General features: G+C 73.8%; 15 protein-coding genes. 10 read left to right on the forward strand and 5 right to left on the reverse strand.

Annotated features, from left to right (window positions below; genetic code table 11):
- Positions 1-7 precede the first annotated feature (7 nt).
- Both EYB28_RS10895 and EYB28_RS10900 read right to left on the reverse strand, forming a co-directional pair.
- A complete protein-coding gene (locus EYB28_RS10895) occupies positions 8-808 on the reverse strand; it encodes a class I SAM-dependent methyltransferase (protein WP_166847680.1) in 801 nt (266 codons plus the stop codon).
- 117 nt (positions 809-925) lie between these two features.
- A complete protein-coding gene (locus EYB28_RS10900) occupies positions 926-1,954 on the reverse strand; it encodes a GlxA family transcriptional regulator (protein ID WP_166847682.1) in 1,029 nt (342 codons plus the stop codon).
- A gap of 91 nt (positions 1,955-2,045) precedes the next feature.
- Between EYB28_RS10900 and EYB28_RS10905 the strand changes: the two genes are divergently transcribed.
- Positions 2,046-3,365: an MFS transporter gene (locus tag EYB28_RS10905; RefSeq protein ID WP_166847683.1), complete on the forward strand. Its 1,320-nt coding sequence runs from the start codon at positions 2,046-2,048 to the stop codon at positions 3,363-3,365.
- 11 nt (positions 3,366-3,376) lie between these two features.
- Here EYB28_RS10905 and EYB28_RS10910 read toward each other — a convergent pair whose 3' ends face one another.
- The 3 genes from EYB28_RS10910 to EYB28_RS10920 all read right to left on the reverse strand — a co-directional run bounded on the left by EYB28_RS10910 (position 3,377) and on the right by EYB28_RS10920 (position 7,134).
- On the reverse strand, positions 3,377-4,129 hold the full coding sequence (locus tag EYB28_RS10910; RefSeq protein WP_166847685.1) for a metallophosphoesterase: 753 nt from the start codon (positions 4,127-4,129) through the stop codon (positions 3,377-3,379).
- Between the two features lie 280 nt (positions 4,130-4,409).
- A complete protein-coding gene (locus tag EYB28_RS10915; RefSeq protein ID WP_166847687.1) occupies positions 4,410-5,189 on the reverse strand; it encodes an SRPBCC domain-containing protein in 780 nt (259 codons plus the stop codon).
- A 124-nt stretch (positions 5,190-5,313) separates the two neighbouring features.
- Positions 5,314-7,134, reverse strand: coding sequence for a glycoside hydrolase family 3 protein (locus tag EYB28_RS10920; RefSeq protein ID WP_240930505.1), 1,821 nt, complete (start codon positions 7,132-7,134; stop codon positions 5,314-5,316).
- A 194-nt stretch (positions 7,135-7,328) separates the two neighbouring features.
- On the opposite strand from EYB28_RS10920, the gene EYB28_RS10925 reads away from it, so the two are divergent.
- The 9 genes from EYB28_RS10925 to EYB28_RS10970 all read left to right on the forward strand — a co-directional run bounded on the left by EYB28_RS10925 (position 7,329) and on the right by EYB28_RS10970 (position 14,109).
- Positions 7,329-7,784, forward strand: a complete 456-nt coding sequence (locus tag EYB28_RS10925) for a helix-turn-helix transcriptional regulator (protein ID WP_166847689.1) — start codon at positions 7,329-7,331, stop codon at positions 7,782-7,784.
- Between the two features lie 5 nt (positions 7,785-7,789).
- A complete protein-coding gene (locus EYB28_RS10930; protein WP_166847691.1) occupies positions 7,790-8,200 on the forward strand; it encodes a VOC family protein in 411 nt (136 codons plus the stop codon).
- Positions 8,201-8,205: 5 nt separating this feature from the next.
- Entirely contained in the window at positions 8,206-8,679 is a 474-nt protein-coding gene (locus tag EYB28_RS10935; RefSeq protein ID WP_166847692.1) for a nitroreductase/quinone reductase family protein, read from the forward strand.
- 62 nt (positions 8,680-8,741) lie between these two features.
- Positions 8,742-9,176 carry a YdeI/OmpD-associated family protein gene (locus tag EYB28_RS10940; protein ID WP_166847695.1) on the forward strand — a complete coding sequence of 145 codons (435 nt, stop codon included), beginning with the start codon at positions 8,742-8,744 and terminating at the stop codon, positions 9,174-9,176.
- 48 nt (positions 9,177-9,224) lie between these two features.
- Positions 9,225-11,621 (forward strand): excinuclease ABC subunit UvrA, encoded by a 2,397-nt coding sequence (locus EYB28_RS10945; RefSeq protein WP_166847698.1) that lies wholly within the window; start codon positions 9,225-9,227, stop codon positions 11,619-11,621.
- Between the two features lie 4 nt (positions 11,622-11,625).
- Complete coding sequence (locus tag EYB28_RS10950; RefSeq protein ID WP_166847701.1) at positions 11,626-12,402, forward strand: SDR family NAD(P)-dependent oxidoreductase; 777 nt, start codon at positions 11,626-11,628, stop codon at positions 12,400-12,402.
- A gap of 45 nt (positions 12,403-12,447) precedes the next feature.
- On the forward strand, positions 12,448-12,861 hold the full coding sequence (locus tag EYB28_RS10955; protein ID WP_166847704.1) for a VOC family protein: 414 nt from the start codon (positions 12,448-12,450) through the stop codon (positions 12,859-12,861).
- 185 nt (positions 12,862-13,046) lie between these two features.
- The gene (locus EYB28_RS10965) at positions 13,047-13,562 is read left to right on the forward strand and encodes a putative immunity protein (protein ID WP_166852190.1); all 516 of its coding nucleotides are present in this window, start codon (positions 13,047-13,049) and stop codon (positions 13,560-13,562) included.
- A 70-nt stretch (positions 13,563-13,632) separates the two neighbouring features.
- Positions 13,633-14,109 carry a hypothetical protein gene (locus tag EYB28_RS10970; protein ID WP_166847707.1) on the forward strand — a complete coding sequence of 159 codons (477 nt, stop codon included), beginning with the start codon at positions 13,633-13,635 and terminating at the stop codon, positions 14,107-14,109.
- The last annotated feature ends 436 nt before the right edge of the window (positions 14,110-14,545 follow it).

Below are 14,545 nucleotides of genomic sequence, written 5' to 3' on the forward strand. Positions count from 1 at the left end.
GTGCGGGTCAGCCGGGCACGCGGCACAGCACCTCGCCGTGCAGCACGCTGAACCACGCGTCGTCGTCGGCGGCCCACCGCCGCCACCCGTCGGCGATCCGCGCCAGATCACTCGTGCTCGCCCGCCCGTCCGCGACGAGCTGGCGGGCGAGCGCCGATCCGGTGACCCGGTCGGCCCACATCCCGGCCCACCAGGCGCGGTCCTCGGCGGTGGCGAACGTCCAGGTGCTCGAGGTGGCGGTGACGTGCCGCAGCCCGGCCGCGTGCGCCCAGGACAGCAGGCGGCGTCCCGCGTCCGGCTCGCCGCCGTTGGCCCGCGCCGCCGCCCGGTACAGCGCGAGCCACTCGTCCAGCTCGGGCAGGAGCGGCCACCAGGTGAAGGCGGCGTAGTCGCTGTCACGAGCCGCCACGAGGCCGCCCGGACGGGTGACGCGCGCCATCTCGCGCAGCGCGAGCACGGGGTCGCTCACGTGCTGGAGCACCTGGTGCGCGTGCGTCACGTCGTAGGCGCCGTCGGGCAGGCCGAGCGCGTGCACGTCCTGGACGGTGAAGTCGACGGTCACCACGCCGCGCTCGCGGGCGAGGGACCGGGACAGGTCCAGCTCGGGCTCGCCGATCTCGGTGGCCGTGACGCGGGCGACGCGTGCCGCCAGGTCGAGGGTGATGGTGCCGGGCCCGGCGCCGACGTCCGGGAGCCGTTGGTCGGGGTGCAGGTGGGGCAGCAGGTAGCCCGCCGAGTTCTCGGCCGTGCGCCACCGGTGCGAGCGCAGCACCGACTCGTGGTGGCCGTGGGTGTAGGTGCCGGTCATGGGTGCCTCCCGGGCGAGGTGGGTCGTGGTCCGGGAAGCCTGTCGCACCGCCGCGCTTTTGTCTACGATGAAAGACAATTCATCCCACTTTATGGACCGCTTGGGGTAGGTGGCAGGTCAGGCCGGGGGAGATGCCGGACCGCGGAACGTCGCCCGGTACGCGGACGGCGTCACCCCGAGCCGGTCGTTCAGGTGCTGGCGCAACGACACCGCGGTGCCGAAGCCGACGTCGGCCGCGACGCGGTCCACGGGCCGGTCGGTGAGCTCGAGCAGCTCCCGGGCGCGCTCGACGCGCTGGATGGTGAGCCAGCGCATGGGGGAGACACCGGTCTCGTCGCGGAAGCGGCGCGACAGGGTGCGCGGGCTCATGGCGTGCGCCGTCGCCCACGACTCGAGGGAGACCTGATCGCCGAGGCGCTCCAGCGCCCACTGTCGCGCCGCGGCGGTCGCCGGGCCCGCGGGTGCGGCCGGGCGGGGGATGTACTGCACCTGCCCGCCGTCGCGGTACGGGGGGACGACGGTCGCGCGCGCCACCTCGTTCGCGACGGCGGTCCCGTGGTCGCGGCGCACCAGGTGCAGGCACAGGTCGATGCCGGCGGCCTCGCCCGCCGAGGTGAGCACCTGGCCCTCGTCGACGAACAGCACGTCCGGGTCCACCCGCACCCGGGGGAACAACCGCGCCAGCAGGGCGGCCGAGCGCCAGTGCGTCGTCGCGCGCCGCCCGTCGAGCCATCCCGCCGCCGCCAGGACGAACGCCCCGGTGCACACGGATGCCACCCTGGCGCCGGCCGGTACCTGGGCCAGGGCCGCGGCCAGGTCCGGCGCCAGCACTCCGGTGAAGTCCGTCGCGTGCGGGTCGTGCGAGGCCGGCACCACGACGGTGTCCGCGGCCGCGAGCGCCTCGGGCCCGGCTGCCACGTCGACGGCGAAGTCGGCGTCCGTGCGCACCGGCCCCGCCACGGGCGCACACGTGATCACCTCGTACAGCGGCCGGCCGTCGGCCGAGCGCGCCTGCCGGAAGATCTGGTGCACCGCCCCCAGCTCGAGCGGCATCACCCCGTGGCGCACCAGCACGGCCACCCGGTGCGCCGGCGCGGCCCCCGCCTGTGACGCCGATGACGCCGGCGTCGCGTCGACCTCGTCCATGGCTCCACGCTACGCCGCGTGGCCAGAATCTTGCACTACCCGTCCATCCGGACACTCGTCGCGTCGACCCCGCCGCCGCAGGGTGAGAACCATGCACCCGACCCCGCCACCGCCGCGCACTGCGCACGACAGCACCCCGCACGACGACGACCCGCGGGGCGCTGCCTCGCACGCACGTCCCCCCGGCCGCGCCCGGGTCGTGGCCGCGACCGCGTTCGCCGTCATCACGTGCGCCGGCGTCCTGACGGGCATGCCGAACCTGCTGATCGACCCGTGGCGGGCCACGTTCGGCTGGTCGCACGCCACCCTCAGCGTCGCCGTCGCGGTCGCGACCCTCCTGTACGGGCTCACCGCACCCTTCGCCGCCGCGCTCATGGACCGCGCCGGCATGCGCCGCGTCGCCGTCGCCGCCCTGGGCTCGGTCGCGATCGGCGCCGCCCTGACGACCGTCGTGACCACCCCGTGGCAGCTCGTGCTTGCCTGGGGCGTGCTCGTCGGCCTCGGCACCGGTGCGATCGCCACCGCGTTCGGAGCCCTCGTCGCCGAACGCTGGTTCACCACCCACCGTGGCCTCGTCACCGGCTTCCTCGGCTCGGCCACCATGTTCGGCGGGATGGTCCTGCTGCCGCTGCTCGCCACCGTCCTGGACCGCACGGGCTGGCGCACCGCCACCCTGACCGTCGCCGGGGGAGTCGTCGCCGTCGCCCTGGTCGCCGGCCTGCTGCTGCGCGACCGGCCCGCCGGTGCTCGCCGCACCACGCCGACCGACGTCGTGCCGCGCACCGCGCCGGGGACCGTGCACCGCACCCTGACGGTGCTGCGCGCCGCCGCCCGCCCCGGACCCTTCTGGGTCGTCGCCGGCACGTTCGCCGTGTGCGGCGCGTCGACCAGCGGCGTCATGATGACCCACTTCGTGCCCGCCGCCGGCGACGCCGGCCTGCCCGCCACGACAGCCTCGGCTCTGCTGGCCGTCATGGGCGTCGTCAACGTTCTCGGCACCGTCGCCGCCGGGTGGCTCACCGACCGCGTCGAGCCGTACCGCATCCTCGCCGGCACCTACCTGCTGCGCGCCACCAGCCTGGCCGCGCTGCCCGCCCTCCTCGGGCCCGGCGTCACCCCCGGGCTCGTGGTCTTCACGGTGTCCTTCGGGCTGCTCGACCTCGCCACCGTCCCGCCCACGATCGCCCTGTGCCGGGAGCACTTCGGCGCCGACGGCACCATCGTGTTCGCCTGGACCAGCGCAGCCCACCAGATCGGGGCAGGCCTCGCGGCGCTCGCCGCCGGGACCGTGCGTGCGGCGACCGGGACCTACGACCCGGCGTGGTGGGGCGCCGCCGTGCTGTGCGTGCTCGCGGGTCTGCTGTGCGCCGCACGCCTGCGCGGCCGCGTCGCGCCGGACCGCGTGCGGTGAACCGGTCTGCCTCAGCGCCCGTCACGGGGCGAGAACACCGCCAGGGCGTCCAGGTCGCTCGCCGCGGACCGCACGTAGTCGCCCGCCCACGCCGCGGCGTCCGGGTACGTGGACCCCGCGACGACCGCCGCGACGGCGGCGTCCACGTCGACCGGCGTGTGCCGCAGGCTCACCTGCCCGTCCGTGAGCAGCGCCCACGATCCGCCCGCCCGCCCGTACGGCATCCCCACGCTGCCCGGGTTCACCACGAGCCGCCGGTCCACCAGCCGCACGAACGGCATGTGCGTGTGCCCGCAGACCACCGCCCCCACCGACGCCGGCAGGCCCGCGAACGCCTCCGCCCACCGGGCAGGCCGGGTGTCCACCAGCACCACCTCGTCGTCGTCCCGCGGGCTGCCGTGGCAGAACACCACGTCACCGAAGCCGTCCACCGGCACCGTCACCGGGTGCGGCAGCCCCGCCAGCAGCTCCACGTGCCACGGGGCCAGCTGCGCCGCCGCCCACCGCGACACCTCGTCAGGCACCTCCACGTCCGCGCCCCGGGCCAGCGCCACCAGCTCCCGGTCCGCGTTCCCCCGCACCAGCACCGCGCGCTCGCCCAGCCCTGCCAGCCGGTCCAGCACCGCCACCGGCTGCGGGCCCGCCGCGTGATCCCCGGTGACCACCACCAGGTCCGCGCCGGCCACGTCCGGCTCCTCGAGGACCGCCTCCAGCACCGGCAGCACACCGTGCACGTCCGACAACACCGCGACCGAACCGACCATGCCCCGACGCTCCCACCACCCACCGACCCGCGCGAGGGCGGTGCGCGCACAGCAGAACCGCGGCGCGGCAGTCGTCGAGGCGACGTCCGACCTCCCTCCCACGGAGCCGGGGGCGCGTCACCACCCCGACGCTCGCGGGCGGGTCCCCGGGCAGCGGGACGCGGTGTCCCGCCCGGGGGTCCGTCACGATCGTCGTGGGCAGGCCGTGGGCGGCGAGCAGTCTCACGCGCGCCGGACGATCATGCCAGGCCTGCGTCGTGCCGCTCCCGGGCACGGAGTGTCAGCCGCGCATGACGACGTGCCACGGGCGGACGAGCACCTCGAGCAGCCCGCCGGTGACGCTGGCGTCCTCGTGCTGGGCCACCGCCACGACCCATGCGGCGCGGGACACGGTGTCGGCGCCCGTCACCCGCACCATCGTCATGCCGGCCCCGGCCCGGTCAGGCAGCGGGCCCGCCGCCACGAGCACGCCGTCGTCGCGCAGGGACGCCAGGAACTCGACGTGCTGCGCGAAGTCGGGGGAGGAGAACACTCCGCCGCTCGGTGCTGCCGGGCCGGCCGTGTGCTCGAGCACCAGCCAGATCTCACCCGGCGCCGACGCGTCGCCACCCGCGCCCGACGGCACCGACGACTCCGCGTGCGCGGCGAACCGGTCCAGCACCCCCACCCAGCCCCCGGCGTACCGGGCGCGCGCACCGGCCGGGTCGGGGTACGCCTCCCACCCGTCGTGGCGCAGCGTCACCAGCGTCGCCCGCGGGTCGCCCGCGGCCACGAACGTCACGCCCACCCGGGTCGCCTGCTCCGGCGACCGTCCCGGATGCCACGTGAACGCCAGCGACTCGCCCGCCCGGGACTCCGTGACGGTGCCCCAGGTGGCCGTCTCGCCCGACTCGCCCGTCTCCACGAGCAGCCCGCCGGTGAACGCGACCGTCCCCGCCGCGCCGAGGACCCCGTGCGTGGCGAGCGGCCACCAGAGCCCGACGTCGTCGACGAACGACCGGAACGCTGCCGCGGCGTCGCACGGCACGAGCACCTGACGGCGTACGGGAGCGAGCGGCATGACGGTGTCCTCCCGGGTGTGCGGGCTGGGTGCGGGTCCCCGTGCCAGCGTATCGAGCCGGGCCGCGCACGCACGGGTGCCGCCCCACCGGCGAACCGGCAGGGCGGCACCCCTCACGAACCCGTCAGTCCCGCCCGGCGTGCGGCGGCGGCCCCGGGAAACGGCGCCCGTACCCGAGCGGCAGCAGGGTCTCGCTGCCGTCTGCCGTCGGCACCGCCACCGGCAGCCGGCCCGACGGTGCCACGTCACCCGCGACGACCCGCGCCACCGCCGTGTAGTTCACGACGCCGTAGCCGTAGCTGTTCAGCACCGCGTCGGCACCGGGCAGCACGTTGATGTCGTACGGGTTGCGGCCCGCGACGACGATCACCGGCTTGCCCGTGGCGGCGAGGTCGGCGACCATCTGCTGCTGCGCGGCGTTCCCGCTCGCGTTGTACGACGTGAACACGATCGCGTCGGCGTCCGCGGCCGCGGCGACAGCGCGGGCCCGGTACGCCGGCGACGGCGACCTGCCGTTCTCGTACTCCTCGATCACGTCGAACCCACGGTCCGCCATGATCGGGCCCAACCGCTCGGGCCATGCGGACCCGGAGCCCACCGCGAGCACCGTGTCGGAGTCCGCGTCCAGGGGCAACGCCCGGTCCTCGTTGCGCAGCATCGTCACCGACCGGTCCGCGATCTCGGCGGCCGTCGCGAGGTGCTCGTCGGTCCCGACGACGTCGTCCACGGCGGCAGCGTCCGCGAACGGGTCGTCCAGCACACCCCGCTCCGCCTTCCACTCCAGGATCCGCGTGACCGACTCGTCGAGCCGATCCTCACTGATCGTCCCGTCCGCCACCGCCTGCTTCACCGCCGCGATCGACGCGTCCACATCCGGGGAGTTCAGCAGGATGTCCGAGCCGGCCTGGATCGCCATCACCGACAACTCCGCCTGCGACCAGTTGTCCGTCATCGCCCCCATGTCCAGGGCATCCGTCGTGATGATCCCGTCGAAGCCCAGCTCCTCACGCAACAGCCCCGTCAGGACCGCGGGGGACAGGGTGCCCGGCAGGTCCGGGTCGATCGCCTCCACGATGATGTGGGCCGTCATGATCATGTCCACCCCGGCATCGATCGCCGCCCGGAACGGCTCCAGGTGCTCGTCCAGCGTCGCCCGGTCATAGGTGACGACGGGCAGCCCGTAGTGCGAGTCGGTCTCGGTGTCGCCGTGACCCGGGAAGTGCTTGGCCGTGGCGCCGATGTGCTGCTGGATGCCCTCCACCTGCGCGGCCCCCAGCGCGCTGACGGCCTCCGGGTCCGAACCCATCGAACGGATCCCGATGACCGGGTTGTCCGGGTTGGAGTTCACGTCGACGACGGGGGCGAAGTCGACGTTGACGCCCATCGCTGCGAGCTCGGAGCCGAGGATGTCACCCTGCGCCCGGGCCAGACCCGCGTCGAACGTGGCACCCAACGCCATGTTGCCCGGCAGCTGCGTCGCCGGCGCACCGACCCGCGCCACCAGGCCGCCCTCCTGGTCGATCGTCACGGCGAGCGGGATCCCGGGACCGTCCGCCCCCAGCGCCGCGTCCTGCAGCCCGTTGGACAGCCCCACGATCTGCTGCGGGTCCTGCGTGTTGCCCGACCACGCGAAGTAGAGCACCCCACCCAGGTCGTACTTCTCCACCACCTGCGCCGGAGTGTCCACCCCGTACCGGGCCTGGTTGCTCGCGGCCATCGACGTGTCGTGCGCGGACGACCCGTACACGTGCGTCCACGTCATCTGGCCGATCTTCTCGTCCAGCGTCATCGCGTCCACCATCGCCGCGACACCCGCCTGCGCCGTGGCCTCGGAGCCCGACCCCGCCGGAGCCGCCTGGGCCGGTACCGCACCCGCGAGCAGCAGGCCGGCCGTCGCCCCCACCGCCACCTGCCTCGCGAGCCGCTTCGTGCCTGGATCCTTCACGATGCCCTCCCTGTTCGTGGGGCGGCGCGACGGCCCCGCGTCGCTGCGGCAGCCGACGGGCCTCGTTGCCCGGTTGCGCCTGTGCTGGACGCTAGAAGCGCCACCAGGGCCTGTCAAGAGTTTCCACGAGCAACGCAATCCGCGAAACGTGATTGCACAAGCCGGCGACAGCACCTGGTGGCAGCATCGTCCACATGACCGGCGACGACCCCCACCTGCGCGACCTCGTCCTCCTGCGCCGCGTCCGCGACCGCATCGACCGCGAGTACGCCCAGCCCCTCGATGTCGAGGCGCTCGCGGCCGGGGTGCACATGTCGGCGGGTCACCTGAGCCGGCTGTTCAAGGCGACGTTCGGCGAGTCGCCGTACTCCTACCTCATGACGCGCCGCATCGAGCGGGCGATGGCGCTGCTGCGCCGCGGCGACCGCACCGTGACCGAGGTGTGCTTCGAGGTGGGGTCGTCGTCGCTGGGCACGTTCAGCACCCGGTTCACCGAGCTCGTGGGGATGTCGCCCAGCGAGTACCGGCGCCGGGCTCGCACCTCCGGCGCGGGCGAGCTCCCGTCGTGCGTCACGAAGCAGGTCACCCGGCCCCTGCGGAACCCGGTCAGGAATCGAGAAGCGCCGGCCACGCACGCCCACCTAGCGTGAACGACATGGACATCACGATTCACACCACGTTCCTCCCGCACACCGACCCGGAGGCCTCCCTCGGCTTCTACCGCGACCTGCTCGGCTTCGAGCTCGTCCAGGACGTCGGCCAGGGCGCGATGCGCTGGCTCACGTTCGTCGCACCCTCCCAGCCCGACGTCCGCCTGGTGCTCACGCCGCCCGCCGCCGACCCCGGCGTCACCGACGACGAGCGCCGCACCATCACCGAGCTCATGGCCAAGGGCAGCTACCAGTCGATCATCCTCGGCACGAAGGACCTCGACGGCGCCTTCGCCCGGCTCCAGGCCGCCGACGCCGAGGTCGTCTCCGAGCCCACCGAGCAGCCGTGGGGCGTGCGCGACTGCGCCTTCCGCGACCCGGCGGGCAACATGGTCCGCATCGACGAGGTCCGGTGACGGCCATGACCACCGACCAGCGCGCCCCGCGCGCCAAGGGCACCCCCGGGCGCCTGTCCCTGTGGCTCCAGCGCCGGGCCAACGCCTCCACCGCCGCGAAGATCCGCCGCAAGGGCGGCCGCATGATGGGCATGGACCTGCTGGTCCTGCACACCGTCGGGCGCCGCACCGGCGAGGCCCGCGAGAACCCGCTCGCGTGGTTCGACGACGGCGACGGCGGCTGGCTCGTCGTCGCCTCCGGCGGCGGCAGCCGCAACCCCGGCTGGTACGCCAACCTCGCCGCGCACCCCGACCGGGCCGCCGTCGAGCACCACGGGTCGGAGCCCGTCCCGGTGACACCGCACGTGCTCGACGACGCCGCACGCGCCCGGGTGTGGCCGCGCATCGCCGCCGCCGCGCCGACCATCGACAAGCACCAGCGCAAGGCCGACCGGACCTACCCGGTGGTCCGGCTCGTCCCCGCACCGGCGGGGGAGTGACCGCCGTGTGCGTCCCCGGCCTGCCCCGTATCACGCGGCGGAGCACCGACGAAGGAGCAGCCATGCGATTCCGGTCCACGGTGGAGCCGCCCGAGAAGATGAAGGGCCTCGAGGTCCCGCCCGAGGTCGTCGAGGCCCTCGGCGGTGGCGCCCGCCCCCCGGTGGTCATCACCGTCAACGGGCACACGTGGCGCAGCCGGGTCGCGATCATGCGCGGCCGGCACCTGCTCGGCCTCAGCCGGGCGAACCGCGAGGCCGCGGGGCTCGACGTCGGCGCGGAGGTCGAGGTCGAGCTCGCGCTCGACACCGAGCCCCGCATCGTCGTCGAGCCCGACGACCTCGCTCACGCCCTGGACGCCGACCCTGTCGCACGCGCCGCCTACGATGCACTCCCACCGGGACGGAAGCGCCGGCACGTGCTCGACGTCGAGGGCGCCAAGCAGCCTGCGACCCGGGCGCGGCGCATCGAGAAGACCCTCGCCGCGCTGCGCGGCTGACGCCTCCGCCCCGCCCCGCCCGAGCCCGCCCGTCGAAGGAGCACCCAGGTGACCGCCACGGAGACCCCGCGCACCACCGCCGGACCCGCCCACGCCGCCGACACGCACGACGTCATCCGCGTGCGGGGGGCGCGGGAGAACAACCTGCGCGACGTCGACGTCGAGATCCCCAAGCGGCGCCTGACCGCGTTCACCGGGGTCTCCGGCTCCGGGAAAAGCTCCCTGGTGTTCGCGACGATCGCCGCCGAGTCGCGCCGGCTCATCGACGAGACCTACTCCACGTTCGTCCAAGGCTTCATGCCCTCTCTGCCGCGCCCCGACGTCGACCACCTCGAGGGCATCACCACCGCGATCATCGTCGACCAGGAACGCCTGGGCGCGAACGTGCGCTCGACCGTCGGCACCGTCACCGACGCGAACGCCATGCTGCGCCACCTGTTCAGCCGCGTCGGCGAGCCGTACGTCGGCCCGCCCACCGCGTTCTCCTTCAACGTCCCCACGTCGACCGCCAGCGGCGTCTTCAGCACCGGCAGGGCCGGCGGCGAGGTGGAGAAGAAGGTCGTGCGCAACCAGGTGTACCTCGGCGGCATGTGCCCCGAGTGCGAGGGCCGCGGCACCGTGTCCGACCTCGACCTGTCCGTCATCGTCGACGAGTCGAGATCTCTGCGCGAGGGCGCCATCCTCGTGCCCGGGTACAAGGCCGACGGCTGGATGGTCAAGGGCTTCTCCGAGTCCGGCATGCTCGACGGCGACAAGCCGGTCCGCGACTACACGGACACCGAGCGCCACGACTTCCTGTACCGGGAGAAGGGCAAGATCAAGGCCCTGGGCATGAACATGACCTATCAGGGCCTCATCCCGAAGCTGCGCGAGTCCATGTTCTCCAAGGCGCCCGAGTCGCTCCAGCCCCACGTCCGCGCGTTCGTCGAGCGCGCCGCCGTGTTCGTGCCCTGCCCCGCCTGCGACGGCACGCGCCTGAACGAGTCCGCCCGGTCCGCGAAGGTGGGCGGAGCGAGCATCGCCGACGTGTGCCGCATGCAGATCTCCGACGCCGCCACCTGGGCTCGCGGCGTCGACGACCCGGGCGTCGCGCCGCTGATCGGCAGCCTCCTGCACCTGTTCGACTCGTTCGTGGAGATCGGTCTGGGATACCTCTCCCTCGACCGGCCCGCCGGAACGCTGTCCGGGGGAGAGGCCCAGCGCGTCAAGATGATCCGCCACCTCGGCTCCGCGCTCACCGACGTCACGTACGTCTTCGACGAGCCCACCATCGGCCTGCACCCGCACGACATCGAGCGCATGAACAAGCTCCTGCTCGACCTGCGCGACAAGGGCAACACCGTGCTCGTGGTCGAGCACAAGCCCGAGGCGATCGCCGTCGCCGACCACGTCGTCGACCTCGGGCCCGGCGCCGGCTCCGACGGCGGCACCATCTGCTTCGAGGGCACCGTCGACGGCCTGCGCGGCGCCGACACGCTCACCGGTCGCCACCTCGACGACCGGGCCCGGCTCAAGGACACCGTCCGCACTCCCGACGGCGCCCTGGAGATCCGCGGCGCCATGCAGAACAACCTGCGGTCCGTCGACGTCGACGTGCCCACCGGCGTCCTCACGGTCGTCGCGGGCGTGGCGGGCTCCGGCAAGAGCTCCCTGATCCACGGCAACCTCGCCGGCCGCGACGGGGTGGTCGTCGTCGACCAGAGCGCCATCAAGGGATCCCGCCGCTCCAACCCCGCCACCTACACCGGCCTCCTCGAGCCGATCCGCAAGGCCTTCGCCAAGGCCAACGGCGTCAAGCCGGCCCTGTTCAGCGCCAACTCCGAGGGCGCCTGCCCCACCTGCAAGGGCAACGGCCGCATCTACACCGAGCTCGGCTTCATGGAGACCGTCGAGACGCCCTGCGAGGACTGTGGCGGCAAGCGGTTCATGGCCGAGGTGCTCGACTACACGCTCGCGGGGAAGAACATCGCCGACGTGCTCGACCTGTCGGTCGCCCAGGCGCACGCCTTCTTCCGCGAGGGGGCGGCGAAGATCCCCGCCGCGCACACGATCCTCGCGCACCTGGAGGACGTCGGCCTCGGCTACATCAAGCTCGGCCAGCCCCTCAACACGCTCTCCGGCGGCGAACGCCAGCGCATCAAGCTCGCCATGCACATGGGGGAGCGGGGCGGCGTCTACATCCTCGACGAGCCCACCACCGGCCTGCACCTCGCCGACGTCGAGAACCTGCTGGGGCTCCTCGACCGGCTGGTCGACTCCGGCAAGACCGTCGTCGTCATCGAGCACCATCAGGCCGTCATGGCGCACGCGGACCGGATCATCGACATCGGTCCCGGCGCCGGGCACGACGGCGGCACCGTGGTCTTCGAGGGCACGCCGGCCGAGCTCGTGGCCGACCGGTCGACGCTGACCGGGCAGCACCTCGCCGAGTACGTCGGCGAGTGAGCGCATGACCCACCGATTCGAGAACCGCGTCGTGCTCGTCACCGGCGCCGCCCACGGCATCGGGGCCGCCACCGCCCGCCGCCTCCACGCCGAGGGCGCCGCCGTGGTGCTCGCCGACGTCGACGCGGACGCGGCACGACGGGTCGCCGACGAGCTCGACGGCAACGGCCCGGGCCGCGCCCTCGCCGTGCCGTGCGACCTCACCGACACCGCGTCCGTGGACGCGGCCGTCGCAGCCGCCGTGGATCGCTTCGGCCGACTGGAGGCGCTCGTCAACGTCGCCGGCGGGGCACGCGCCCAGCCCGGGCTCGCCGGCGGAGTCAGCGACGCCGACTGGTCGGCAACCGTCGACCTCAACCTCACCGGCCCGGCGCGCTGCGTGCGGGCCGCGATCCCGCATCTGACGTCGCGCGGCGGGGCGATCGTGCTGGTCAGCTCCGTCAACGGGCTGCAGGCCTTCGGCGACGAGGCGTACTCGGCCGCCAAGGCGGGCCTGAGCTCGATGGCGCAGAACCTTGCCGTCGAGCTCGGACCACGGCAGGTCCGGGTCAACGTGGTCGCGCCGGGTACGGTCCGCACCCGCGTGTGGGACCACCAGGGCGGCCCGGGCCGGATGGAGCCTCTGTACCCGCTCGGGCGCGTGGGGGAGCCGGAGGACGTCGCCGCGGCGATCGCGTTCCTCGCCTCGGACGACGCCGCGTGGATCACCGGCGTCACCCTGCCCGTCGACGGGGGAGCGCTGGCCGGACCGCTGCAGAGGATGCTCGCTCCCGCTCCGTGAGTCCTGAGACCGACATCCCGACCACCGACGAGAAGGAGAACCACCGTGGACATGACGCTGGAGGTCGTCGTCCTGCCCGTGAGCGACATCGACCGTGCCGTGCGGTTCTACCGCGACCAGGTCGGGTTCCGCCTCGACCACGACACCCGGAACGAGCAGATGCACGTCGTACAGCTGACCCCACCGGGCTCCGGCTGCTCCGTCGTGATCGGAGACCTGCCCGCGCAGCGGGAGATGGCACCGGGCACGATGCGCGGTCTGCAGCTCGTCGTCGCCGACGCACAGGCCGCTCGGGCCGCGCTCGTCGCCCGGGGCGTCGAGGCGTCCGAGGTGCAGCAGATCGCCCCCGGGGACGGCGGGACCTTCTTCGGCTTCGCCGACCCGGACGGCAACGCCTGGGCGGTGCAGGAGATCGCGGCGCGGGCGGACCAACCGCTCATCCCCGTCGACGCCCGCTGACGCCTCCTCACCGCCGGGCCCTGAGCACGTCGACCTCGCACCCCGGGGCGAAGGGGTCGAAGCCGTGCTCGACCAGGACCCGGAACTCGTCCACGGGCGGACCAGTCGCCGCCACCGACCTGGTTCCGGCCTGCAGGGGAGAGGTGGCTCTAGGCTGGGTGGATGTCCTCACGGACGGCGACGTCGTGATCCTGTCGGCAGACCGCGACCCACGCCTCATCACGATCCGGCGGGGCGGGACGCTCACCGACGACGACCATCGCCTGCTGGCGCTGTGGGCGGCGACGTGCGCCGAGCACGTGCTGCCGCTGTTCGAGTCCGTGCAGCCCACGGACCCGCGCCCGCGCGAGGCGATCCAGCGGATCCGCGCGTGGGCCGGGGGAGAGGTCCGCATGTCCGACGCGCGGGCAGCGGGCGGGCACGCGATGGCCGCGGCCCGGCCGTTGCGCGGTGCCGCGCGGCACGCGGCGTTCGCAGCCGGGCAGGCGGGCGTGGTGGCCCACGTGGCGGCGCACGACCTCGGTGCGGCGGCGTACGCGATCAAGGCTGTGCGCGCCGCCGCGCCGACCCAGGACGCCGGCACTGCGGGCCGGCGCGAGTGCGCCTGGCAGCGCGCGCAGCTGCCGGACGCGGTCCGCGAGCTCGTGCTGGACGACCAGCGGCGACGCAACGAGATCTGCTGGTCCGTCTTCGAGCCATGACGCGGGCGGCGAGCGACGGGGGCCCGAGGAGGTCCGTAGGCATGACACCACAGGTGCACGAGGAGGAACGATGCGCAGCGAGGCGATGCGCCGGCTGGACGTCCTGACGGGGGACTGGGACGTGACGATGCGGGACGCATGGTTCCTCGGCCCCGAGGAACAGCCGGTCCCGGGCCGGGCGAAGATCGAGTGGCTCGCCGACGCGTTCGTCGTCGTGCGATGGACGATGGGCGGGGACGTCGGGCCCGCCACGAGCGAGATGGTCCTGGCGCTGGGGCGCAGCGACGTCCGCGACGCGCACGCGGCGCTGTACCACGACGAGCGCGGCGTCAGCCGGGTCCTCGACATGACGTTCGACCCGGCCGGCTCGGCGTCCGGCGCCGCGCGCTGGGTGCTGACGCGCGAGGACCCGGACATGTTCCAGCGCTTCGTCGCCGACGTCACGACGGACCGCATCGCCGGGCGCTGGGAGGCGTCCGACGACCGCGGCAGCACCTGGCGCAAGGATTTCGACCTGATCTTCGAGCGCACGAGCAACGGGGCGTGACGGATGACGAGAGCTCCGTCGACCGGGCGTCCGACGAGGTCGTCGACCCCGGTCGAGCCGGCATCGTGAGTACGCCGATAATGCACATTATGTCATTACGAAGAAGGAGCAGGCCTCGGAGCGGGGTCCCCCGGCTCTCTCGGCGCCCCGACAGCACGCCCCTTGTCCGATGGCCCACGTGCAGTGACCGCCGTACCGCCTGTCGCGACTCGTTCGGGTGCGCGATGCCCGTGACGGGCCACGCGCCCGGCGCCCGACACGTGCTGGCGACGTGCATCGCTGACGGCTCATGAGCCGCGCCGACCGACGTCTCGGACATCTCCACGACGTCACGTCGCCGCTCGACGCTCGACGAACCGTCGACCTGGCGGCACGACACCGGACGACGTGCTGCTGGCGCATCGCCCCTGTGACGCCTGATGGACGGCTGCGCGTG

Origin of the sequence: Isoptericola sp. BMS4 (assembly GCF_011634835.1) — a bacterium.
GTDB lineage: Bacteria > Actinomycetota > Actinomycetes > Actinomycetales > Cellulomonadaceae > Isoptericola.